This is a genomic window from Rhodococcus sp. IEGM 1406 (assembly GCF_030056745.1).
GTDB classification, from domain to species: Bacteria; Actinomycetota; Actinomycetes; order Mycobacteriales; family Mycobacteriaceae; genus Rhodococcus_F; species Rhodococcus_F erythropolis.
The window spans coordinates 900,946-924,412 of sequence record NZ_JASHKO010000001.1 but is presented as its reverse complement, the minus strand read 5'-3'; the positions used below and the strand labels follow the sequence as shown (position 1 = coordinate 924,412).

At 62.2% G+C, this 23,467-nt stretch carries 24 protein-coding genes; 8 read left to right on the top strand and 16 right to left on the bottom strand.

Annotated elements, in window-relative coordinates; translation table 11 throughout:
• Positions 1–10: 10 nt before the first annotated feature.
• Together QM596_RS04460 and QM596_RS04455 are read left to right on the top strand one after the other, a co-directional pair.
• Positions 11–907, top strand: a complete 897-nt coding sequence (locus tag QM596_RS04460) for a TIGR03619 family F420-dependent LLM class oxidoreductase (RefSeq protein ID WP_069145598.1) — start codon at positions 11–13, stop codon at positions 905–907.
• Position 908: 1 nt separating this feature from the next.
• Complete coding sequence (locus tag QM596_RS04455; RefSeq protein ID WP_019745312.1) at positions 909–1,418, top strand: nuclear transport factor 2 family protein; 510 nt, start codon at positions 909–911, stop codon at positions 1,416–1,418.
• An 8-nt stretch (positions 1,419–1,426) separates the two neighbouring features.
• Here the strand turns inward: QM596_RS04455 and QM596_RS04450 are convergent, their stop codons facing one another.
• Positions 1,427–1,942 (bottom strand): hypothetical protein, encoded by a 516-nt coding sequence (locus tag QM596_RS04450; protein WP_229756667.1) that lies wholly within the window; start codon positions 1,940–1,942, stop codon positions 1,427–1,429.
• A gap of 831 nt (positions 1,943–2,773) precedes the next feature.
• On the opposite strand from QM596_RS04450, the gene QM596_RS04445 reads away from it, so the two are divergent.
• Complete coding sequence (locus tag QM596_RS04445) at positions 2,774–4,270, top strand: DUF222 domain-containing protein (RefSeq protein ID WP_283308236.1); 1,497 nt, start codon at positions 2,774–2,776, stop codon at positions 4,268–4,270.
• Between the two features lie 63 nt (positions 4,271–4,333).
• On the opposite strand, the gene QM596_RS04440 is transcribed toward QM596_RS04445, so the two are convergent.
• On the bottom strand, positions 4,334–4,516 hold the full coding sequence (locus tag QM596_RS04440; protein ID WP_283308235.1) for a hypothetical protein: 183 nt from the start codon (positions 4,514–4,516) through the stop codon (positions 4,334–4,336).
• A 135-nt stretch (positions 4,517–4,651) separates the two neighbouring features.
• Here QM596_RS04440 and QM596_RS04435 point away from each other — a divergent pair, with 135 nt between their 5' ends.
• Positions 4,652–5,476, top strand: coding sequence for a mycofactocin-coupled SDR family oxidoreductase (locus tag QM596_RS04435; RefSeq protein ID WP_283308234.1), 825 nt, complete (start codon positions 4,652–4,654; stop codon positions 5,474–5,476).
• 31 nt (positions 5,477–5,507) lie between these two features.
• Here the strand turns inward: QM596_RS04435 and QM596_RS04430 are convergent, their stop codons facing one another.
• From QM596_RS04430 to QM596_RS04400, 7 genes are all read right to left on the bottom strand, one after another.
• Positions 5,508–6,296: an SDR family NAD(P)-dependent oxidoreductase gene (locus QM596_RS04430; protein ID WP_021331980.1), complete on the bottom strand. Its 789-nt coding sequence runs from the start codon at positions 6,294–6,296 to the stop codon at positions 5,508–5,510.
• Between the two features lie 23 nt (positions 6,297–6,319).
• Positions 6,320–6,970, bottom strand: coding sequence for a PaaI family thioesterase (locus QM596_RS04425; protein WP_021331979.1), 651 nt, complete (start codon positions 6,968–6,970; stop codon positions 6,320–6,322).
• Complete coding sequence (locus tag QM596_RS04420) at positions 6,970–7,839, bottom strand: MaoC/PaaZ C-terminal domain-containing protein (protein WP_046379299.1); 870 nt, start codon at positions 7,837–7,839, stop codon at positions 6,970–6,972. Before QM596_RS04420 ends, QM596_RS04425 begins: the two co-directional genes overlap by 1 nt.
• Entirely contained in the window at positions 7,839–9,041 is a 1,203-nt protein-coding gene (locus tag QM596_RS04415) for a lipid-transfer protein (RefSeq protein WP_020970808.1), read from the bottom strand. Before QM596_RS04415 ends, QM596_RS04420 begins: the two co-directional genes overlap by 1 nt.
• Before the next feature lie 7 nt (positions 9,042–9,048).
• Entirely contained in the window at positions 9,049–11,229 is a 2,181-nt protein-coding gene (locus QM596_RS04410) for an acyl-CoA dehydrogenase family protein (protein ID WP_283308233.1), read from the bottom strand.
• 34 nt (positions 11,230–11,263) lie between these two features.
• Positions 11,264–12,427, bottom strand: coding sequence for a steroid 3-ketoacyl-CoA thiolase (locus QM596_RS04405; RefSeq protein WP_020970810.1), 1,164 nt, complete (start codon positions 12,425–12,427; stop codon positions 11,264–11,266).
• Between the two features lie 193 nt (positions 12,428–12,620).
• Positions 12,621–13,247: a TetR/AcrR family transcriptional regulator gene (locus tag QM596_RS04400; RefSeq protein WP_019745323.1), complete on the bottom strand. Its 627-nt coding sequence runs from the start codon at positions 13,245–13,247 to the stop codon at positions 12,621–12,623.
• Positions 13,248–13,400: 153 nt separating this feature from the next.
• Between QM596_RS04400 and QM596_RS04395 the strand changes: the two genes are divergently transcribed.
• On the top strand, positions 13,401–14,933 hold the full coding sequence (locus QM596_RS04395) for an FAD-dependent oxidoreductase (protein WP_020909157.1): 1,533 nt from the start codon (positions 13,401–13,403) through the stop codon (positions 14,931–14,933).
• Between the two features lie 79 nt (positions 14,934–15,012).
• Here the strand turns inward: QM596_RS04395 and QM596_RS04390 are convergent, their stop codons facing one another.
• The 7 genes from QM596_RS04390 to hsaA all read right to left on the bottom strand — a co-directional run bounded on the left by QM596_RS04390 (position 15,013) and on the right by hsaA (position 20,953).
• On the bottom strand, positions 15,013–15,564 hold the full coding sequence (locus QM596_RS04390; RefSeq protein WP_283308232.1) for a pyridoxamine 5'-phosphate oxidase family protein: 552 nt from the start codon (positions 15,562–15,564) through the stop codon (positions 15,013–15,015).
• A 30-nt stretch (positions 15,565–15,594) separates the two neighbouring features.
• The gene (locus QM596_RS04385) at positions 15,595–16,611 is read right to left on the bottom strand and encodes an LLM class flavin-dependent oxidoreductase (protein WP_134999022.1); all 1,017 of its coding nucleotides are present in this window, start codon (positions 16,609–16,611) and stop codon (positions 15,595–15,597) included.
• Position 16,612: 1 nt separating this feature from the next.
• Complete coding sequence (locus QM596_RS04380) at positions 16,613–17,494, bottom strand: SMP-30/gluconolactonase/LRE family protein (protein ID WP_283308231.1); 882 nt, start codon at positions 17,492–17,494, stop codon at positions 16,613–16,615.
• A gap of 82 nt (positions 17,495–17,576) precedes the next feature.
• A complete protein-coding gene (locus tag QM596_RS04375) occupies positions 17,577–18,038 on the bottom strand; it encodes an SRPBCC family protein (RefSeq protein WP_124569623.1) in 462 nt (153 codons plus the stop codon).
• Complete coding sequence (locus QM596_RS04370; RefSeq protein WP_095968461.1) at positions 18,031–18,390, bottom strand: ArsR/SmtB family transcription factor; 360 nt, start codon at positions 18,388–18,390, stop codon at positions 18,031–18,033. Before QM596_RS04370 ends, QM596_RS04375 begins: the two co-directional genes overlap by 8 nt.
• 65 nt (positions 18,391–18,455) lie before the next feature.
• Positions 18,456–19,748 carry a type I glutamate--ammonia ligase gene (locus QM596_RS04365; protein ID WP_283308229.1) on the bottom strand — a complete coding sequence of 431 codons (1,293 nt, stop codon included), beginning with the start codon at positions 19,746–19,748 and terminating at the stop codon, positions 18,456–18,458.
• A 38-nt stretch (positions 19,749–19,786) separates the two neighbouring features.
• Positions 19,787–20,953, bottom strand: coding sequence for a 3-hydroxy-9,10-secoandrosta-1,3,5(10)-triene-9,17-dione monooxygenase oxygenase subunit (gene hsaA / locus QM596_RS04360; protein ID WP_095968459.1), 1,167 nt, complete (start codon positions 20,951–20,953; stop codon positions 19,787–19,789).
• A gap of 237 nt (positions 20,954–21,190) precedes the next feature.
• Here hsaA and QM596_RS04355 point away from each other — a divergent pair, with 237 nt between their 5' ends.
• From QM596_RS04355 to QM596_RS04345, 3 genes are read left to right on the top strand one after another with little or no spacing between them, the layout of a single operon-like run.
• Positions 21,191–22,354, top strand: coding sequence for a 3-ketosteroid-9-alpha-monooxygenase, oxygenase component (locus QM596_RS04355; protein WP_095968458.1), 1,164 nt, complete (start codon positions 21,191–21,193; stop codon positions 22,352–22,354).
• A complete protein-coding gene (locus QM596_RS04350) occupies positions 22,332–22,628 on the top strand; it encodes a hypothetical protein (protein WP_230815276.1) in 297 nt (98 codons plus the stop codon). Before QM596_RS04355 ends, QM596_RS04350 begins: the two co-directional genes overlap by 23 nt.
• A gap of 30 nt (positions 22,629–22,658) precedes the next feature.
• Complete coding sequence (locus QM596_RS04345; protein ID WP_020909164.1) at positions 22,659–23,447, top strand: SDR family NAD(P)-dependent oxidoreductase; 789 nt, start codon at positions 22,659–22,661, stop codon at positions 23,445–23,447.
• The last annotated feature ends 20 nt before the right edge of the window (positions 23,448–23,467 follow it).

Below are 23,467 nucleotides of genomic sequence, written 5' to 3'. Positions count from 1 at the left end.
AGGAACGACTGTGGAAATCGGTGTCAACGTTTTGGGTCTCGAGGCCCTGTTCGACGGCAAGGTCCGCCCGGTCCTGGACTTCGCCGCGCGTGCTGACAGTGCCGGGATCGATCTGATCTGCACCGGCGACCACCTCGGGTTCAATGCCGACGCTCACGCCCAGCGGGTAGTCGAACACAACTTCCTGTTCCCGTTGGATCACCCTTGGTACGAACCGATTTCATTTCTGTCTTCGATCGCCGCGGTGACGGAACGAGCTCGCCTCGGAGTATCGGTTCTGATCGCCACTGTTCGCCCGGCGGCCCTGCTTGCAAAGCAGGTTGCCACTCTCGACTCATTGTCCGAAGGTCGAACTGTCATGGGTTTCGGCGTTGGATGGCAAGAAGCTGAATACACCGCCACCAACATGCCTTTCGACGCGCGATTCGGGCGCATGGAGGAGACCGTCGCAGCCTGCCGCGAACTGTGGACCAATGCACCGGCCACCTTCAAGGGACGCGACTTCGCTTTCGAGAACTACCACAGCCTCCCGCTGCCGATCCAACCCCGAATACCGGTGCTCTTCGGTTTCGGACCAAGCCGGCGGAACTTCGACCGCATCGCACGCGTCGCAGACGGCTGGACCGTGAACCCGACCGATCTGGGAACGTTCACCGACAGTGTTGCACTGTTGCGCAACACGTTCGAAGCCCACCAACGTGACCCGGAGTCGGCGCGCGTGCAAGTGTCTGCGGCGCCGGTTCGACGCGACAACGGGTCCGTCGACCTCTCGGCAACCGCAGACAAGGCCCGGGACTGGTTCGCCCGCGGCGCGTCCGTCGTCGTTTTTCGACCCGCCGTATTCGATTGCGCTGCCGAAGAACTACCAGAACTACTCGACTGGATGACCAGCATCAAGGAGGCGTGACATGGACCGGGCACTGCAAGATCTCATCGACAAGCAGGCAATCCGTGAGGTGGTTCTGACGTACTGCCGTGGCATCGACCGCCTCGACTTCGATCTCGTCCGCAGCGCCTACCACCCGGATGCGATCGACCATCACACCGGATTCGACGGCAACATCGACGAGTACATCGCCTGGGTGACACCAAAACTCTCGGCGATCGGCGGCACGATGCATCACATCGGCAACCATCTGGTCGAACTGCACGGCGACCACGCGATCAGCGAGGCGTATTCGATGTCCACACACTGGGGTGGGCCCGAAGGCATCGGGATGATCAACTTCACCAGCGGTGCGCGATTCATCGACCACATGGAGCGTCGCAACGGTCGCTGGGCGATCAAGGAGCGATGGGCCGTACGAGAGTGGACTCGCTCGGACGAGGGCCGCTTCGTCAACCCAGAAGGGCCTGGTCCGCGTGGGCGTCGTGACGCCTCGGATCCTCTCACCACCCTACGAAGTTCCCTTGAATAACTTGGGGTTCAGTCTTCGAGGTCGAATTCAACTCGCGCTCTCGCGAACAACATGCGGATGTCCTTCCCGAACGTGACTGCTGCCGTTCCCAATGCATTGACCGCTGCGGTCAACGGGTCCGATTCGAGCGCGTCGAAAATCGCATTGAGAGCGTAGGACGGGACATGAATATTCCCGTGATCGAACGGATTGGACTCCGGTTGCGGCGAACGGTCCACTATCTCGACCTTGACTTCCAACTGCACGTTGTCGGTCCCCGCGCCGAATTCCTCCTCGTGTAGGTGTTCGAATGCCGTTGTGCGATTTCCGAAGGGTTCCGGAAGTTGTTGTCCCACATGCATAGCGTTGAGGGCCGGGCGAACCCAGTCCCTGTCGGCCAATCCCGCATACTCATACGCCTGCACAGCGGCCCAAAACGCGAGTCGACGAAGAGTCGGGACGTTCATGCGGACGACCGCTTCGGCAAGTGGTCGGTCCATACGAGCTATGTCTTTGCCGGACTGGAATCGTTCGAGTTGAGGCATCGGATCTCCTCCCCACTCCTGCCGCTCTCGTTCAGCAGCTTCGGCGCGGAGGTCACTGATTTGCACAAACCTGGACGGCTCGCCGTTCTCGCCGTCAATCGTTATCCATGTCGACTCGATGTCCCGCTGTGCACGAGGAATCGGTTCAGGTATCGGTTCGTCCACCGGAACGCCATATCCCGGCATGTCCCACTGCAGCGATGGCCGCACCTCGTCGCCGCCCGAAGGCCACATACGCACCCGCCAAACATCTCCGGGTTCTGTCGATCCGGGCCAGCCGTAGTTCACAAAACCGCGGCCGGCAATCTCGACCAGATATGACCCCTCCGGTACATCACAGACAATGAACTCCCCACCCGGAGGTGAATCAAAGCTAATTGACCCCTGCGGACCAACCTTCAGAAACGACTCACTGACCTGCTGCCATTTCTGGCGGTCGGATGCGGGTCGGGAGGACCAGACTTCGACCGTTGCATGCATGTCGAAGTTGTTCTGGTGCGGGCTCAGGACAATCACAATTGTGCCGTCACTGTACGCAGGGCGCGAAGCCATCGCGAGTTCGAGCAGGTCCGTTTCCCTCCCGAAACCGTCATCGTCGCCGTATATGTAAAACTGTCCATAGTCCATGAAGAGCACAAGCGACTGTTCACTGAGTTTCACCGCGTTGTCTGCCATATGCCGATACTTACACAGTGGCACGACAACATGTCCGAGTTGCGAATGGACAGGATCCAAAACGCAAGCACAATAAGCATTTCGGCCGATTCGGACTATTCCGACTGATTTGAGAATTCAGTTCATATCGAACACATATTCGAATAGAATGGATGCATGTTCAACCCGACAACAGAGCTCTTCGGTATCTCAGCGCAGCTGACCGGTACCGAAACTGATTGTGCGCTGGTTGATCTCATGACAAATCTGCACGCATGCGAGGCGATGCTGGTCGAACGCAAGCTCGCTGTGATAGCCGAGTTCTTTTCGCGGCGAAGCTCAGAGCATGCCGCCAGTGGTGCGTGGTCGTCGACCGCACACGAGTTGGCTGAATCGGAAGTCGGTGCGTCACTGACGATGGGCCGCGCGGCTGCAGGCAAGCTGATCGGGTTGGGGTTCTCGTTGAAGACTCGTTTGCATCGCACTCGAGCGGCGATGGCGCGTGGCGAGTTGGATCTGTACCGAGTTGGTTTGATCGATTCCGCGACCGCGAACGTGAAAGACGAATTGATCGACGAGGTGGAACGACTACTGCTCGCGCAGGTTCTCGCCCCACCAGTAGCCGGCGGAACGGGCTTGACGGGAAGGCGACTGACAGCGGCGATCGATCGGATCGTGGCGATGGTGGACCCGGAAGGTATGCGAGAACGTCGACGCCGTGCTCTCACCGATCGGTTCGTCGGGGTCAGCGCTGCCGAGGACGGGATGGCAAAGATCTTGGGAAGCATTCCGGCAGAGCAAGCTCGGGCATTCGACGGCCGACTACGCGAGTTGGCAATGTCGGTATGCCGAAACGACTCTCGAACATACGAGCAGCGACGAGCCGACGCGCTCTTCGAGTTGACCAACGGATCACCGTTCTTGCCGTGCAACTGTGGCCGAGCTGATTGCCCGCAGGATCGTAGCGGTGGTGTTGTCGTTCGTCGGCCCGTGGTTCACGTCGTGATGACTGATTCCACTCTGCGCGGAGGCGGCGAGCCCGCTCACCTCGACGGGTACGGGGTGATCAGCGCTGAGCATGCTCGCGACATCGCCCAAGACGCCGTAATTCGAAACGTCCGAGTACCCGCTGATACCGCCACCGAATCGGTGCCCGGTTCGGCGTACGTCTACCGGCCTGGTTCAGTTCTCGATACCTGGTTGCGGATCATCGCGGGCAGCTGCCAATGGCTGCATTGTGATGTCCCGGCCTGGAATTCCGATCTGGACCACAATGAACCGTTCCATCATGGCGACCCCGAACGCGGCGGCAAGACAGTCGAATCGAATATGAGTGCGTTCTGCCGCAACCACCATCGCCTCAAGCATTCCGACCGGTGGCAATTCGCGTCGAACCAGGATCGGACCATGTCGCTGACATCGCCGACTGGGCATTGCTACCGAACACGCCCCGCAGGGTTGATGGCCGGGCCGCACGGCCCGATGCCGCCGCAGTGCGGTCGAGATCGGCGGACCCAGGCGGAGAACAAGGCCGCCCGTATCCAGTCCGAACGCAATCGTCAACGCCGACGGATTCAAAGGCAGCTAGAACAACGCGCTCAACGTAAGCGGCGGAAATCACCGCGAGCCCACCGAGAACCCATCGACTACGGGGACGACCCACCACCGTTCTGAGATACCGAGCGGCGTCGAGGCGCGTCGACGTGTCGCAGGGTCACAGGTCGACGTGTCGCAGGGTCAGTCTGAGGCCGGCTTGGTGTCGTCATCTCCCGCTGACGGATCGTCTCCAGCAACCGGGTCCGAATCGTCTTCACCAAACGGATCGATGGTGTCGACACCTTCGAGGACGGTCAGCTCTTCTTCAACCTCTGCCAGGAGGCCCTTGGCTTCAGCTTCGAACTTCTTCTCCCAATCGGACATACCGAGCCTCTTCTCTTCCGAAGCGAGTTCCCGCTGTATCTGAACTCAGACTACGTCGCCGGCGACGAGTTTCGCCGTCCCCTCAAGTCAGTACTCATGACCGAGTACTCATGATTCACGACGGACGGAGCCCCCATGCCCGGACAGTTGGAAGGCAAAACCGCGCTGATCACCGGAGCCGCCCGAGGTCAGGGCCGAAGCCATGCCGTGCGATTGGCGCAGGAGGGTGCCGACATCATTGCACTCGACATCTGCCGCCAGATCGAATCGGTGGCCTACCCGATGGGTACCGCCGAGGATTTGAGGAAGACAACGGCAATGATCGAGGCGGTCGGGCGAAATGTCGTCGCGCGAGAAGTCGACGTTCGCGATTTACCCGCGCTGGGAGCCGCAGTGGCCGATGGTATCGCAGTGTTGGGCAGCCTCGACATCGTCCTGGCCAACGCCGGTATCGGCATGATGTCCCCGGACATCGACGATGCCCGCGCCTTCCGCGACCAGATGGAGGTCAATCTTTTCGGCGTCTGGAATACCGTCCAGGCCGCAGCGCCCGCGATGATCGAGCAAGGGACAGGCGGCGCAATAGTCCTGACCGGATCAACACTGGGACTTGTCGGCCGCGGAGGTGATGGAACCGGCGGATCCGACGGCTACTGCGCGAGTAAACACGCCATCGTCGGGTTGGGGCGCACGTGGGCGCACTGGCTTGCTCCCCACAACATTCGTGTCAACTCCGTGCATCCGGCGGGAGCGAATACACCGATGGTCGTCAACGATGCCGTCGCGAAACTGTTCGCAGACTCCCCCGCATCGAGCGGAGCCGATGTCGGCAATCTCTTGGACGTCGGGCTGATCGAAGCTTCCGACGTCAGCAACGCGATAGCCTGGTTGGTCTCGGATCAGGCTCGATACGTCACAGGTATCGCGTTGCCGGTCGATGCGGGATTCACGGCCAAATAGACGCCGGATTCTCGAGCCGAATTACTGCCGATCAGTCGACGGTCGGCGCCCACTGCACACCGTTGATGTGCCCACCACCGTCGACGAAGAGAGTGTTGCCGGTGACGTAACGGCTGTCGTCGCTCGCCAGGAAGGCCGCCACGGGGCCGATGTCGTCGAGGGGATCGCCGATCCGCCCCATCGGGTTCTGCGCGGCCATCACTGCCACGTTTTCCGGATTGGCTTCGGCGACACGCTTGTACGCCGCACTCTGCGCACCGGGACAGATGACGTTGCAGTTCACATGCTTGGGAGCCCACTCGCGGGCAGCAGTGCGAGTCAATGTTCGCAATGCTTCCTTGGCCGCGTTGTACTGGACCGAGTACATGTGAGCATTCACGCCGTTGAGGCTGCACATGTTGATCACGCGGCCGGTGCCGTGACGCTCGAGTTCCGGCAACGCAGCCTGCATGGCCCAGAAAGCGGCCATCACTGCCATGTCGAAACCGCCGCGCAATTGCTCGTCGGTCATCTTCTCGAGCCGAGCGAAACCGAAAGTCCGCCACGCATTGTTGACCAGGATGTCGAGGCGTCCGAACCGCTCGACGGACTTGTCGACCATGGCAACAACCTGAGCTTTGTCGGTGACGTCGGTCCGGACGAATTCCGCCTCCGCGCCCCATTCGTCCCGCAACCACTGGGTCGTTTCGAGGCCCGCTGCCTCGTCGATCTCGGCAACCAACACCGACGCGCCTTCACGCGCGAACGCGCCTGCCACTCCGCGCCCGATGCCCATACCGGCACCGGTGACCACTGCTACACGTCCGTCGAGCTTGCCCACTGGGCCCTCCTTCATCAGAACCCCTACCTGGGGCGCGGCACGGTCTTGTCGATGAACAATCCCTCTACCGACACACACAATTCGCCGTCCGCAGTCTTGATCTCACCGACGGTGTGAATCTTGCGGCCGTCCTTGGAAAGGAATTTGCCGCTGATCGTGAGGGGCTCGAACAGTGGAGTCGGGCGATGGTACCGAGTGCTCAATTGTGCTGTCATGCCGGAAGTTCCACCCCAGGCGTTCGCGACGCCAAGAACGTGATCGAGCAGCAGCGCCGAAACACCGCCGTGTACATGGCCGGGAGGGCCCTGGTACGGCAGCGTCAACGTGACCACTCCCTGCACCGACCCGTCAGCGAGCCCTTCCAGAACCAGCGGCGGCGCAATGGCATTCTCGGGACCGGTCACCGGATCGTGACGAGTCACGCCCTCACCGTTCCACATGTCGATCAAGCGCTCGGCCACCTCGGGCGAGTGCTGCTCGAGGTGCTCGGCAATGCTGTTGAGCTCCTCCGCAACCCGATCCAGATTGGCGTTTCCGCGGTCGGTGCGCAGCATCGCGTCGACAACACGACGCGCTGCTGCCGTGGCCCGGTCGACCGGGGCGTCCTGCGGCGGCGACGTCAAAACCGTGCCGCCCGGGTGTGTGGCTGCCGTGGGGTGTGTGCCGAGGTCCATCAGTTGATCTCCATTGTTGCGTGTGTGAGAACCGGGGAGTTCTCGCGCTCGGGGCACGTCGCCGCCAAGGTCAGTGTGTTGCCGTCCTGCCATACCGAGGTGGTGATGGATTCACCGGGGAACAGCGAACCGGCGAACCGCACCGAGTAGTTCTTCACCCGCGTCGGATCTCCGTCGAGAATTCCGTCGACCACCGCCTTGCAGACGATGCCGTACGACGCCAGACCGTGCAGAATCGGAGCGTCGAATCCCGCCATCTTCGCGAAGGAGGGATCAGCGTGCAGCGGGTTCATGTCTCCACTGAGTCGGTACACCAGCGCTTGTGAGGGACTCGTGCTCGACGTCAGTACCTTGTCGGGCGCCCGGTCAGGCACCCCGGCAACAACTTCGGGACCGGCGCTGCCGCCGAAGCCACCTTCGCCGCGGGCCCAGATCTGCATTCCGGTGGTCCACAACGGATTCCCGTCAAGGTCCTCGGCCGCCGTCTCGAGCACGATGACGGCAGCCTTGCCCTTGTCCCACACGTCAGCGATGCGAGTGGAAATACGAGCAGCACCCGTCGACGGGATCGGCGCGTGAAGTGTCAGCGACTGCCCACCGTGCAAAATCTTGCGCAGGTCGATGTCGATTCCCGGCATACTCATCGACGCTGCGGGCAGTACACCCGCCGAAACTCCCTGGCCTGCAACCATTGCAAAGGTCGGGAGCACTTTCAGACCCTTTTCGTACACCCAGGTGAGCTCGGCGGGATCCAGAGCGTTCACGCCGGCGCCGAGCCCCAACTGGTAGAGCATGACGTCGCGGTCCGTCCACGACGCTTCGCGCACAGTCGGTTCGGCGGACAATGCCACCTCGAGATCGATAGCCATCAGTTCTCCAAAGTTCCGGCTCGGTAGACGGTCACGACGCACGCGCCGCCCAGTCCGAGGTTGTGCTGCAATCCGATTCGTGCGCCTTCGACCTGGCGAGCGTCTGCGGTCCCGCGAAGCTGCCACGTCAGTTCGGCGCACTGTGCCAGCCCGGTGGCACCCAGCGGGTGGCCCTTCGAGATCAGACCGCCAGACGGGTTGACGACCCACTGGCCGCCGTACGTAGTGGCACCGGATTCGACGAGCTTTCCGCCTTCACCGGCGCCGCACATTCCGAGACCTTCGTAGGTGATGATCTCGTTGATCGCGAAGCAGTCGTGCAGTTCGATGACATCGACGTCGTCGATGCTGATGCCGGCTTCGGCAAAGACCTGCTCGGCGGCCGCAGCCGTCATCGGCGCGCCGACTACGTCGATCATCGACTTCTCGGCAAACGCTGCCGAGGTGTCGGTGGTCATGGCCTGAGCGACGATCTCGATCGCACGGTCCTCGAGTCCGTGCTCACGGACGAACTTCTCACTCACGACGACGGCAGCACCGGCACCGTCCGAAGTCGGTGAACACTGCGAGCGCGTCAGCGGCTCGTGAATCATCTTGTCGCCGAGCACCTGTTCGAGGGTGTACTCGTCACGGAACTGCGCATACGGATTGTTGACCGAGTGCTTGTGGTTCTTGACCGCCACGGCTGCAATCTGCTCGACCGTGGTGCCGTACTTCTTCATGTGCTCGACGGCGGCATTACCGAACAACTGAGCGGTCATGGGCGATCGGGCGAAGCCGTAGTCCTCGACCATGATCTTCAGCTGCGAATCCAAAGTGGTGACCTTGGGCATCTCACCGGTTCCGGTCAGCGCCGTTTTGGTCATCTTTTCGAAGCCGACGGCCAGTGCGCAGTCCGCTTGTCCGGCCTGTACCCACTCGCGCGCCATCATCAGTGCCGTCGAGCCGGTGGCGCAGTTATTGTTGACGTTGAAGATCGGGATACCGGACAGACCCGTTTCGTACAGGGCACGCTGGCCTGCTGTCGACGCGTTGAACACGTAACCGACTGCAGCACGCTGGATCTGGTCGTAGCTGATCCCGGCATCGGTGAGTGCATTCGAGACGGCTTCGGTCACCATGTCCGGGTATTCCCAGTCGCGGGTCTCGATCTTCTCGAACTTGGTCATGCCCACGCCGATGACGAAGGTGCGATTGCTCATGTGCAGGTCACTTTCCCGGTTCGGGGTCGCGAGGCAGACCCAGGATTCGCTCACCGATGATGTTGAGCTGAACATTGGTTGTACCACCCGCGATGGACATGCACTGCGAGTTCAAGAACATCTGGGTTGCAGACATCCGATGCTGGTCGCCCAGAAGTGAACTCGGCCCGGCCCACTCCATTGCCACATCCCAGACCTGCTGGATGTGCTCGACACCGATCAACTTCGCCACCGAGGATTCGGCCCCCGGCTGCGCGCCGGTGAGCGAGCGCAGCGTGGTGCGCAGACCGAGCAGACCGCCGGATTGCGCGTCGCACAGCACCTTTCCGAGCACCGTCAGCTGCTCGTCGTCGATGCCACCGGGTAGTCCGTCGACCAGGCTCAGAAGAGCCTCACCACCCGATCCGAGAGACGAGTCGTTGGACAGCGAGACACGCTCGTTGGCCAGTGTGGTGCGAGCGAGCTTCCAGCCGTCCCCCGGCTCGCCGACTAGGCACTCGTCGGGGACGAAGACGTCGTCGAAGAAGACTTCGTTGAACAGTGCTTCACCGGTGATCTCGCGAAGCGGGCGAATGTCGAGGCCGCTGTTCTTGATGTCGATCAGGAAGTAGGACAGGCCCTTGTGCTTGGGTGCGTCGGCGTCGGTGCGCGCGAGGCAGATTCCCCAGTGCGCGTCGCGTGCCATCGACGTCCACACCTTCTGGCCCTGCAACTTCCAGCCACCGTCGACCTTGGTGGCCTTTGTACTCAGCGCGGCGAGGTCGGAACCTGCGCCGGGCTCGGAGAAGAGCTGACACCAGACGATGTCGCCGCGCAGTGACGGCGGGACGAACTTGGCGAGCTGCTCTTCGTTGCCGTGCGCGATGAGCGTCGGGATGACCCAGTTGCCGATGATCATGTCGTGCGGCTTGATCTTCGCAGCGCGCAGTTCTTCGGCGATGACCAGCTGACTGACGGCATCGGCGGATTTGCCCCACGGAGCCGTGAAGTGCGGTGCGGTGTAGCCCTTTTCCGCGAGGTACGTCTTCTGCGCGGCACCTTCGAGTTCGAGAGCCGGAGCGAGCTCGGCGCGGACGTCGGCGCGGATCGCCTCGGCCTCGGGCGGCAACTCGATGCTGAGCACGCGACGGGTGCCGGCAATGGTCAGCTCGGCAACGCGACGACGCCAGGATGCCGTGGAACCCAGCAGAATTCGCAGGGACTGCGCGCGGCGCAGGTACAGGTGCGCGTCGTGCTCCCACGTGTAGCCGATTCCGCCGAGCACCTGGATGCAGTCACGCGTGACGGAGAAGGCGGCTTCGAGGGCCGTGGCTCCGGCGACGGCTGCTGCGAGAGAAGCCTCTTCGGCACCGACGCCGTTGGCGGGCGTCAGTGCGCGCGCAGCGTCCCACGCGCAGACGCGCGCCTGCTCGGCAAGAGCGAGCATCCGAGCGGCCTTGTGCTTGACGCCCTGGAACTGGCCGATCGGGCGACCGAACTGCTGACGCACCTTCGCGTAGTCGGCCGAGGTCGTGACGGCCCAGTCGGCCAAGCCTGATGCCTCGGCCGCGAACAGTGTTGCGGCAATGTCGAGTACACGCTGCGTATCGATGGTGAGGATCTCGGAATCAGCGAGGACCAGTCCGTCGACGGTGATCTCGGAGTTACGACGTACGACGTCGTAGCTGGCCAAGTCCGTGACCTCGAGGCGGTCACGTCCGAGCAGAACGAATCCGCTGTCCGTCGCGAGGAGGAACACGTCGCCGACATGGCCACCGAGAATCTGGCTGGACGTTCCACTGAGGGTGGCGGTGTCGCCGTCGCGGGCGATCTTCAGCGAACCCGGCTGCAGTGCAACGGCTCCGAGCGTGCTGCCGTCGACCAGTCCGGCCAGCGGAGCGGTGACTCCGGCGTCGCTGAGAACGGCGCTGACCACGACTGTCGGCAGGAACGTGCCGGGAACCATGGAGCGCCCGAGTTCCTCGACGACGATCGCGAGCTCGACCAATCCGTATCCAGCGCCGCCGAATTCCTCGGCCACGTGTAGTCCGAGAAGTCCCTGCTCGGCAAGCCCGCTCCAGAGTTGTGGGCGAGTTTCGACCTTCGCCTCGACCGCTTCACGGATAGCGGTGGGTGTTGCGTGACGTGCCGCCCAGCCCCGTACGGAGTCGCGGAGGTCACGATCTTCTTCACTCAATCCAATGGTCATGTCTACCTCGTCAATTCGACAGTGTGAGTACGGGTCAGATGCGTTCGATGATGGTGGCGGTAGAGAGAGCGCCACCGGCGCACATCGTGACCAGCGCCGTGGACTTGTTCGAGCGCTCGAGTTCGTGCAGCGCGGTCGTGATCAGACGAGCGCCGGTCGAACCGACGGGATGCCCGAGTGCGATCGCACCGCCGTTGACGTTGACCTTGGACAGATCTGCGTCGTGAACCTGCGCCCAGGAGAGCACTACCGAGGCGAACGCTTCGTTGATTTCGACGAGATCGATGTCGTTCAGAGTCATTCCGGCCTTGTCGAGCACCATCTGGGTGGATTCGATCGGTCCGTCCAGGTGATAGAAGGGATCGGATCCGACCATGCCGGACGCGACGATCCGCGCGCGGGGCTTCAATCCCAGTTCCTGTGCGCGCTCTTCGCTCATCAGCAGTACCGCAGCCGCGCCGTCACTGATCTGCGACGAGTTGCCGGCGGTGTGGATATGGCCTTCGATGACCGGCTTGAGTCCGGCCAGCGCCTCGGCTGTCGTCGCGCGCAGGCCACCGTCGCGGGTGACAGTGGCGATCTCACCGGTCGGCACACCTTCCTTGGTGACGACGGGAGCCTTGACTGGCACGATCTCACGGTCGAAGCGTCCTTCGGCCCAAGCCTGGGCTGCGCGGCGCTGCGATTCCAGGCCGAAGGCGTCGACGTCGGCGCGTGTGATGCCACGCTTCTCGGCGATACGCTGCGCAGAAGTGAACTGGTCACCCATGTCGATGGTCCAGTCGTCCGGGTACGGGTTTCCCGTACCGGGCGCGTTTGCCTGGCCCAGAAACACACGGCTCATCGCCTCGACGCCGCAGCCGATACCGGCCGAGATCTGACCTGAGGAAATCAGGCCGGAAATCAAATGCACTGCCTGCTGGGCAGATCCACAGGCGCAGTCGATGGTGGTTGCCGCTGTGCTGTACGGCAATCCGGCGTGCAGCCACGCTTGCCGCGTGACGTTGTTGGACTGCTCACCTGCCTGGGTGACACAGCCGCCGATGATCTGCCCGATGTCTTCCGGTGCGACGCCTGCCCGTTCGAGAACGCCGAGTTGCGCTGCTCCCAGAATCTCGGCGGGGTGCAGCCCCGCCAGGGCGCCGCGACGACGGCCGATCGGTGTCCGAGCGGCCTCGACGATGACTGCATGACCCATGATGTGCGCTCCTTCGTGGAGTTTTCGGTCGGTGAGCTGACTCACCGTCAACTTTTCTGTAATGTATTCTATTGTTGATGTCAGGGCAATGCCGGAATGAACGTCATCTTTGAACCAAGTCTGACTCGAATAATAGAATTGATTTCAATTTTGAGGACATGACGAACCCACCCCGAGAAGGGGCGAGGTCACGTCAGTGTCGTGAGAGATTCACCAGAAGCAGGTCGCACCCCTTGCGGATGTCGTACTCCGCATCCGGGATGGAAATTCGACCGTTGAGGCACGATTGGATGACCCCGAACCACAGCTGCATCAGCAGACGCAACCCGGTGTTGTCTTCCTCGGTCGGGTTCTCGATCCCGGCCGCATCGAGGATGATCTGCCGGAAGCCGCGATCGATCTTGCCCACGTCCGGCACCGTCGCGACGTTGGCGGTACTGGACGACTGCAGCATCGCAGTCGAAAGGGCCGGCCGACGCAGTAACCCGCGAGTCGCGCGCACCAGGACCTCGTACACGGCGTCCTGCGGATTGGCCGACTGCACCTGATGCTTGGCGAAACTGTCGCCGATCTGATCGATCTGCTCGACCATCACAGCGACGAAGAGGTGCGTCTTCGAAGGGAAATAACGGTAGAGAGTGCCGATGGCCACGCCTGCCCGCTTGGCAACTTCGTGCATCTGAACCCGCGAGAGTTCTTTCTCGGTCCCCAATTCGGCGGCCGCTTCCAGCATCCGCACATGGCGCGCCCGCTGCTCGTCCGAACTGGGCTCAGCAGCGTCCCTGACCTCGGCAATTCTCGGCAACGTCGCCCCCATCATCGATTATGTGTCCCGGCCGCGAACGACCGCGATAATTCTCTCACCTGGACCACCCATCTCGGCATATTGCCCGCTCAGTGGGACCTGGCATGGCCTTCCAGTGCCGTGCGGTATTCCGTGGACACCCCACCCTCTTGGAGTAAGGACGCAATGATGCAGGACTGGACCAGCGAGTGCGACGTGTTGGTAGTCGGCTCCGGCGGCGGAGCGCTGACCGGCGCATATACCGCCGCTGCTCAGGGATTGACGACGATCGTCCTCGAGAAAACCGATCGTTTCGGCGGGACCTCCGCCTACTCGGGCGCCTCGATCTGGCTCCCAGGTACCCAGGTGCAGGAACGCGCCGGACTTCCCGACTCGACCGAGAATGCCCGCACCTATCTGCGCGCGTTGCTCGGTGACGCCGAGTCCGAGCGCCAGGACGCCTACGTCGAGACTGCTCCCGCTGTCGTCGCTCTACTCGAGCAGAACCCGAACATCGAATTCGAGTTCCGTGCGTTCCCCGACTACTACAAAGCCGAAGGCCGGATGGACACGGGACGATCCATCAACCCTCTAGATCTCGATCCCGCCGACATCGGTGACCTCGCCGGCAAGGTGCGTCCGGAACTGGACCAAGACCGCACCGGTCAGGATCATGCTCCCGGCCCGATGATCGGTGGGCGCGCACTGATCGGCCGTCTGCTGGCCGCAGTTCAGAGCACCGGTAAGGCAGAACTTCGCACCGAATCCGTCCTCACCTCCCTGATCGTGGAAGACGGCCGTGTTGTCGGCGCCGAGGTCGAATCCGGCGGCGAAACCCAGCGAATCAAGGCGAACCGCGGTGTCCTGATGGCAGCAGGCGGCATCGAAGGCAACGCCGAGATGCGTGAGCAGGCAGGCACCCCCGGCAAGGCGATCTGGAGTATGGGTCCCTTCGGCGCCAACACCGGCGACGCGATCTCTGCCGGTATTGCTGTCGGCGGCGCAACAGCCTTGCTCGATCAGGCGTGGTTCTGCCCCGGCGTCGAGCAGCCCGACGGCAGCGCCGCCTTCATGGTCGGCGTTCGCGGTGGGCTCGTCGTCGACAGCGCCGGTGAGCGCTACCTCAACGAGTCGCTTCCGTACGACCAGTTCGGACGAGCCATGGATGCTCACGACGACAACGGCTCTGCCGTGCCGTCGTTCATGATCTTCGACTCGCGCGAGGGTGGCGGACTGCCCGCCATCTGCATCCCGAACACGGCGCCCGCAAAGCACCTCGAAGCCGGAACGTGGGTCGGTGCCGACACTCTCGAAGAACTCGCTGCCAAGACCGGACTACCGGCCGACGCATTGCGCAGCACTGTCGAAAAGTTCAACGATGCCGCAAAACTGGGCGTCGACGAAGAGTTCCATCGCGGCGAAGACCCGTACGACGCGTTCTTCTGCCCACCCAACGGCGGCGCGAATGCGGCACTGACGGCCATCGAGAACGGACCGTTCTACGCGGCCCGCATCGTCCTCAGTGACCTCGGCACCAAGGGCGGATTGGTCACCGACGTCAACGGCCGAGTCCTGCGTGCTGACGGCAGCGCCATCGACGGCCTGTACGCCGCCGGCAACACGAGCGCGTCACTGAGCGGCCGCTTCTACCCCGGCCCCGGAGTTCCACTCGGCACGGCCATGGTCTTCTCGTACCGAGCAGCTCAGGACATGGCGAAGTAACCAGCACAACGAGGTCGTGGGGCAGGCAATGTCAGAATCACCTGCCCCACACTCTTTCTCACGGCGTCGCGATGTTGTATCACTCCGCGTCGATGCCAGGTAAGCCGTCCACACTCTTCGCGTTCTTCTCGGCGCGATAGGCGATGAGCCGCTCCGGACCCCTCTTCTCCGCTACGCGGTCGAGCACGTCACGATCGGATTGGTAGTCCATCAGCGGTACTGCGTATCCGCACGAATCCGAAATGCGCGTCAGATCGACCACGACGATCGACCGCGGTCCCGGGTGCTCGGGGAACCTACCGACAAGCTCGTTGAACGGTTCCGACCCTGCGGGCAGAACTTGTCCGTGACCGTGCAGTCGAACGATCTTCGGTGGTCCGTCAAATGCCATGAACATCAGGGTTATTCGCGAGTTCTCGCGCACGTGCGCGATGGTTTCCACACCGCTGCCAGTGAGATCGAGGTACGCCACGCGGGTGGATGTCAGCACCACGAACGATCCGACTCCCCCTTTGGGTGAGCAATTGATCAACCCGTCAGGAGACAACGGTGCGGTAGCAACGACGAACAGCGGTTGGGCCTGCAACCACGTGGTGAGCTTTTCATCGATGCCTTCGTAGACGCGCCCCATGTCGAGAGTGTAGTTCGCGCCGACTGGACGTCACGAGGCAGACGCTGCGGCGGCTCGAATCTCCTCACACATCGCTGCGAAGGCGCGGTCGTCGGCGGGATCCGCCGGCACTGCCAGTGCAATGCCGTCGCAGAGACTCGCGTATTTCGAACTCAGCACCCCGGGGAGTTCGGCGTAGGTGCATTGCGTGACCAAGATGTCGAGAACATCGTCCGTGAGCACCGCTGGTAGTCGATCCCAATCACCCGTTCGTGCCATCGCAGTCAGCTTCTCGCCGATTCCCGCCAAGCCGAGAACCTCGAGCGCGGTTCGATATGCCAGTGTGGAGTAGAGAAAGGCAAGTTCACTGCGCACCGCTTCTCGTCGAGCAAGTATCGCGGCACGATCTTTGCCGGTGATCGTCTTCGGAACGGCAATCAGCCGCGGCTTCCTTCCTCCTGCCGTCAATGATGGAATGATCTTCTCCGCGAGCACCTTCGGATGGGAGCTGGTGGGGTGAGCAACAAAGCCGTCGGCGACGGCTCCTGCCAGTGAGCACATGCGGGAGTTCACTCCCCCGGTCCAGATCTCGGGAGCTGGAACGTCGAGCGGCCCCGGATTGAAGTAGGGCTGCAGTCGGTTGAAGGTGTAGTGCGAGCCGGCATAGTCGAGTTCGCCGCCCGTCTGGAACGCTTGAAATATCTCCCGTACAGCACTGACGTAATCGCGCAGTTGTGCAACAGGATTGGTCCACGGCATCGAGTACCGCCCGACGATGTTCCCGCGCACCTGCGTTGCGAGCCCCAGTTGAAATCGCCCACCCGAGAAACCTGCAAGATCCCAGGCAGCCAAAGCCGTCACCATGGGACTGCGCGCAAACGCGACAACCATCGACGTCCGGACAGTGAGAGTACTGCTGTGCTCGACGGCCAGTGCCGCCACGGCAAAGGGGTCGCGAATGGTCTCGGAGATGTGCACCGTGTCGAAACCGAGGTTCTCGATGCGTTCGACGTGCTGAGCCACCTGCCGCAGCGGAGTGTCGGCAGGTAGCGAGGTCACCAATTCCATGTCAGCCCAAAGGCTTCAGACGAATCGACAGCAGCTTTCCTTCTGTTGCCACCTTGCGAGCGTGTTCGTTGAAGTCCGGGGCGGCACAGACGAACAGCGTACGACCGTCGGAACCGCCGAGCCCGCAAGCGAAGACGCCGCTGTCGAAGGCAATTTCATCGATTGTCTTGCCAGACGGGTCGACGTGGAGAATTCGACTTCCGAGTGCGTCGGCCACCCACATCGAATCGTCTCCGTCGATGCAACATCCGTCGGGCGCAACGACGATCTCAGCGAGGGTGGTCTCCATCTCGGGTCCACCAGGTACCGGCCCGAACGACACCCAATCACGGCGTTCGCTCAGGGAGCCGTCGGCCTGAACCGCAAACGCACTGATTCGATTGCCCAGCGTTTCGTCCACGAGCAGATCTCCGGTCGACGTCAGAGCCATACCGTTGGGGAAGTGGAGATCTCGCGCCACGACGTGTACCGATCCGTCCGGGTCGACGCGCAGGAGATCTGCCGTCTCGACGGGAGCCAGGTTCATCAGATCGAACCCGAAGTTGCCCACGTACGCTCGTCCCTGCGCATCGACCAGCATGTCGTTGACGTTGGCACTGACGTACTCGGACAAGTCTGCGTGCACCACCAACTCGCCGTCGGATTCTCGCCGCAGAATCTTCTGGTCCCGCATGGAGACCACCAGCAATCTGCCGTCCGGAAGCCACCCCAGCCCCGACGGTTGCCCTGGAACCTCCGCCTCCACGCGTATGTCGGTCCCGTCCTCGCGGGCCGAAATCACCTGGTAGGTATAGAAGTCCGACACCCAAACCCGGTTTTCGTGCCAGCGTGGGCATTCGAAGTAGGTATAACCCTCGAGAACTACCGCAACCTCTGGTGCCATCAGGCTCTCCCACGTCGGTGATTGAATGGTGTATTCACTCCATTCAATCATCGGTGCCCCGGTGGCGGTGTCCGATTCCCGACTACTCGCCGCGGTACACCTGGTCCAGCACGTCGAACGCGGATTCCCACCCGTCGTAGACGTTGCCGTCGCCCTTGAAACCCGGGACCCCGACCAGATGGAATGTCATCTCGGTCTTGTCGCCCCGATCTGCGAGCGTGACCGTGATTCGCGGCGCAGTATCCACCGAATCTCCTGGATCTCCCCAGGTGAAGACTAGTTTCTTCGGCTCGTCGACCTCGAGATAGGTTCCGCCGGTGGGGAACTCGGCACCATTCTCGTCGTTGATCATCAGGTAGCGGTACGTTCCGCCAACTCTGGGATCGATCGTGACGTGCTCCCGAGGGCTGCTGACACCCTCAGGGTGCCACCAACGCGCCGCCTCGTCGGGATCGGTCCACGCTTGCCAGACGAGATCGCGCGGCGCATCGAAGATCCGGGTGATGGTGAATTCTGCAGTGGCATCGGCATTCTGGTCACTCATTGTCCTTCTCCTTCTTCGGTCGACGTTGTTTCAGCTCACGTAGACGCTCGTCGAGAAGATCGAAGCGTTCGTTCCAACCGCGCCGGTGCTCGTCGACCCAGGCGCTCGCGTCGTCGAGACCCTCTGCGCGAAGGGTGCATGTGCGCCATTGCGCGGTGGCGGTTCGTTCGATGAGACCGGCTCGCTCGAGCACCTTCAGATGCTGCGAGATGGCGGGTCTACTCATTTCGAACGGCTCGGCCAGCTCACCGACGGTCATCGAACCATCCGTCAGGCGAGAGAGCATTTCACGCCTCGTCGGGTCGGCCAGTGCGCTGAACACTGCATCGAGCCGGCCACTTCGCCCATCCATGTAAGCAACTCCTTAATTAAGGAACAACTTAAACATAGAACTCGAGATCGTGGCCGTCAACCCTTTCAACTCCAGGTGTACCGAAGCCGCTCGACGATTGTCGCCTCGTCCATCTGGGAGAACGTCTCCCGCTCGGCTCCCTTCACTGACACCAATGCTTCGACGATCGATTCCCCGAAGATTTTCTTCGCCGCCGAGGAACAGCTGAAATTCTGCACGAGCGCGCCGAGGTCGGTGGGGACTCGGGTCACCCCGCGCTCATCACGTTCCGCCTCTGTGAGAGTCGACGGGTTCACCACCATTTCCGGAGGCAATTGCGCGGAATTGTCGATACCGATATGCGAAAGACCCAGTATCGCAGCGGTGGCCAGGTACGGATTGGCCGACGGATCGACGAGTTTCAGTTCGGCGTTGGCGCCGTGTAGATTCGACGGCGACTCTGCGCAGAACCTCAGTGCTGCTTCCCGGTTCTCCAGCCCCCAACAGACGTAGGCGCCCGACCAATTGTCCGGCCGCAGCCTGAAACCCGAAAGTGGAGAGGACGCAAAGACAACGGCGAATTCCGCCAGATGAACGAGGACTCCCCCCAAGGCGGAAGCCCCCGCATCCGTCATTCCGTGCTCCCGATTGCCACCGGAGAAAATTGGCCTACCATCTGCGGTCAACGAAAAATGTTGGTGCGCACCGTTCCCCGCACCACCAATAGCAGGGATCGGCGAGAACGAGGCCGTCCAGCCGTGAGCTCTGGCCGTACGGCTGATCAGTATCCGAGCCAAGACCACCAGATCAGCGGCCTGAACAGGAGCACTCGGAGCGATCGACATCTCGAATTGATCTACTCCGTACTCGGCATGGACTTGCTCGATATGCAGTTGTGCGCGTTCGGCATTGCGCAGAAGGTCCTTGAGGAAGTCTTCGCGACCGAGGACTGCGCCCAGACCGTAGGCCGACCACTCACCGCCGCACGCATCACCGAAAAGAGTGAACTCGATCTCGTGGCCCACCCGAGCGTCCAGTCCGTCGGCAGCAAGCCGCGCCACGACCGCGGCAAGCGCGGAACGAGTGCACACGGCGGCCGTCGAACCGTCTTGCTCGTGCAACGTCGCCGGTGCCCACGACACACCCCCGCCGAGATCGCGGAGGTCGGATCGGTCGATACGCAATCGGAGATCACCGACGACCGAGAAGGAATCGGTGAAGGCAATCCGATCGTCGCTACAGAAGACGTTCCAGCTCGGTGAGACTCCCGCACCGACTTCCTCGAAGACACCGGTTCGAGCCGCGGGCATCACTTTCGCGCGAGCGACACCTGCCATGTCGACGATCGAGCCGATGGTCAGAGCCGGAACTTCCCTCATCCAAAGGCAAATACCCCACCCGGTGGCGCGCCAACCCGTCAGATCAGGTTGTCCTCCACCGGCAGCCCGAACGCCGCCCGGCCGTACAGCGCCAACGCGCGCTCGGGTTCGTTGGCAACGTGAACGCTGCCCGCATGAACGTCACGCCACGCACGCTCGATCGGGTTTCCGCGGGAGAGGGAGTTGCCGCCTGCCGTCTTGAACAGCATGTCGATCGCTTCCACCGAGCGTTCCGTCGCGCGAACCTGGTCACGACGCGCACGCAGCCTCATCGAGAGTGGGAGCTCCTGACCGGCGACCGCAAGTTCGTACATCTCCCGGATGTTGCGATCCATCTGCAGAATCGCAGCGTCGATCTCCGACGACGCGCGTGCGACGGCGACCTGAGCGAACTGGTCCTCACTGAACCGTCCGCCACCCAGGCTCAGACGGACGCGCTCACGCATCACGTCCAGGTACCCCTCGTAACAACCGGCGACGATGCCCACACACGGAGCAGCGACCGTCGAGGTGAAGATGCTCCCGAACGGAAGTTTGTACAGCGGACCAGGATTGACCGCTTGGCCAGGCCCACTCAGTTGCGCGGTTTCGTAATTGCGTTTCAAGCGGTGCTCGGGAACGAACGCGTTCTTGACCACGATCTCGTTGCTCGCGGTGCCCCTCATTCCCACGACGTCCCAGACGTCGCGGATCTCGTAATCCGTACGCGGCACCAGCACCGTCATGAAATCGACGGGACGGCCGTCCACGCCGACCACCATCGCTCCCAGCAATGCCCAACTTGCGTGGTCACAGCCGGAGGAGAAACCCCACTGGCCCGATAGTTCGTACCCACCGTCCACCGCCGTCAGTCGTCCGACCGGTGCGTAGGCGGACGAGATGAGCGTCGTCTGGTCCTCTCCCCACACGTCGTCCTGCGCTCGGTCGTCGAAAAGCGCCAGATGCCACGGGTGCACTCCCACCACCGAGGCGACCCAACCGGTCGAGCCACAGGCGGCGGAGATGGCCCTGATGACTTCGTAGAAGTGGACCGGGTCGCTCTCGGCGCCTCCGTATCTCTTCGGCGCAAGCATGGAGAAGACACCGGCTTCGGACAGTTCCCGGATGGTCCGTTCGGAGATCTTGCGCGAATCGTCGACCTTCTGAGCACGGGCCGCGATCTTCGGAAGCAGATCACGGACGGTACTCAGAACCTTGTTGACCATGGGAGACACTCCTCGCACCGAACCGTGAGGGAGCGGATCGGCAGATAGACATAACGGCTGCCTCGCCACGATATGTCGGTCGCGCGTTCCGGTGATCGGAAGTCCCGAAGGCCGGGACGAGCCGCCGGATCCTCGCGCTCTCCGCTGGTCCCGGCCAGTGAGACGAGGCCCCAGAGGCAATTCACGCTCCCCTAGCGTCGGGCGTCGACACTGACCCTGGAAAGGACGGGACTCATCGTGACGATCAATCAGTCCGACAACGACGAAGTTCGCGAGATCCAAGCTGGAACCGCGCCTACTCGCTTTGCACGTGGATGGCACTGCATTGGGCTCACGGAGTCCTTCAAGGACGGCCAGCCGCACTCCATCGAGGCGTTCGGCACCAAGCTCGTCGTCTTCGCCGACAGTGAAGGCAACGTCAAGATCCTCGACGCGTACTGCCGTCACATGGGTGGCGACCTGAGCCAGGGCACCATCAAGGGCGACGCCATTGCCTGTCCGTTCCACGATTGGCGCTGGGGCGGCAACGGCAAGTGCCAGAAGATTCCGTACGCACGCCGCGTTCCCCCGCTGGCCAAGACGCGCGCATGGCAGACGCTCGACCAGGACGGCATGCTCTTCGTCTGGCACGACCCCGAGGGCAACCCGCCGACCGACGACGTAGCCATCCCCCGCATCGAAGGCGCGCTCAGCGACGAGTGGAGCGACTGGGTCTGGTACACCACGACCGTCGACACGAACTGCCGTGAAATCGTCGACAACATCGTCGACATGGCCCACTTCTTCTACGTCCACTACTCGTTCCCGACGTACTTCAAGAACGTCTTCGAAGGCCACGCCGCAACGCAGTACATGCGCGGCGTCGCTCGCTCGGACATGCGTCCCCACGCGGCAGGCACCCCGAAGATGGTGGGAAGCAACTCGGTTGCGACGTACTTCGGTCCTTCCTTCATGGTCGACGACCTGACCTACGAGTACGAGGACTACAACGTCGAGTCCGTGCTCATCAACTGCCACTACCCGGTCAGCGCGGACAAGTTCGTGCTCCAGTACGGCATCATCGTCAAGAAGTCGGATCGTTTCCAGGGCGAAGCCGCCGACGCGATGGCCGCGAACTTCGGCACGTTCATCGCCAAGGGTTTCGAGCAGGACGTCGAGATCTGGAAGAACAAGACTCGCATCGAGAATCCGCTCCTGTGCGAAGAAGACGGCCCGGTCTACCAGCTCCGTCGCTGGTACGAACAGTTCTACGTCGACGTCGCGGACATCGCTCCCGAGATGACCGAGCGCTTCGAATTCGAACTCGACACCGCGCGACCCGTCGCCGCCTGGCAGAAGGAAGTCGAAGACAACCTCGCTGCGAAGAAGGCAGACGAAGATGCAGCCTCTTCAGTGCGCTGAGTGCAAGGCACGGGTCCTGGTCCAGAAGAACAGTTGGGAACACACCACCGTTCAGTGGAGTGACCAGGCCCGCGCCCAGTGCCTCGAAATCGCCGACGAACGTGAATTCGGGCAGCGAGAGGGACGACCCGGTGCTCCTCGCAAGGAGTGCGGCGCCTTGATCGCATCCATCGTGAATGCTGCAACAGCGGGCGAGCTCGAGATCCTCAACGACGAGCCGGTGCCTCAGCCGATCGTCGACGACAGCGAACCAGTACCCGCTCCGTTTCACTAGCCGAGCCAACATCTTTCGAAGAAGGTAGTAATGATCGATCCCCAGTACTACGGCCCGTGGGCAGTCATCGCCGGCGGTTCCGAAGGTGTCGGCGCAGGGTTCGCCGACGAGCTCAGCAAGATCGGCATCAACCTCGTTCTCATCGCCCGCAAGCCGGGCCCGCTCGAGGAGACCGCAGCCAAGGCACGCGCCAACGGCGTCGAAGTACGCACTCTCGCACTGGATCTATTGGTTCCCGACGCGCTCGACCAGATCAAGGCTGTCACCGACGACGTCGAGGTCGGCCTGCTCATCTTCAACGCCGGCGCCAACAGCTACGGCCACGAGTTCGTGACCGGTGATCTGACCGGATTTGCCGGAGTCATCGAGCTGAACATCAACAAGCAGCTCGAACTCTCACACCACTTCGGCGGTCTGATGAAGGATCGCGGACGAGGCGGCATCATGCTGCTCGGTTCGCTGGCCGGATTCATGGGCTCCGAGCACCAGAGCATCTACGCGGCCTCGAAAGCTTTCGGTCGCATCTTCGCCGAAAGCCTGTGGCTCGAACTCCAGCCGTACGGCGTTCACGTCGTCGAGTTCATTCTCGGTGTCACTCGCACGCCGGCCATGATTCGCGCGGGATTGAACTTCGACATCCCGGGCATGAACGTCGCCGAGCCCGAAGATGTTGCACGCGAAGGTCTCGAACACCTTGCCGACGGCCCGATCTGGGTTGCTGCAGGAAACTACGAAGGCGCCAAGAAGCGCAGCGGCTTCCCCCGAGACAAGATGGTCAAGGGCGCTGCCGAAGCGATGCGCAAGCTGCTGAACCGCTGACATCTGCTGTGCGCCTTTAT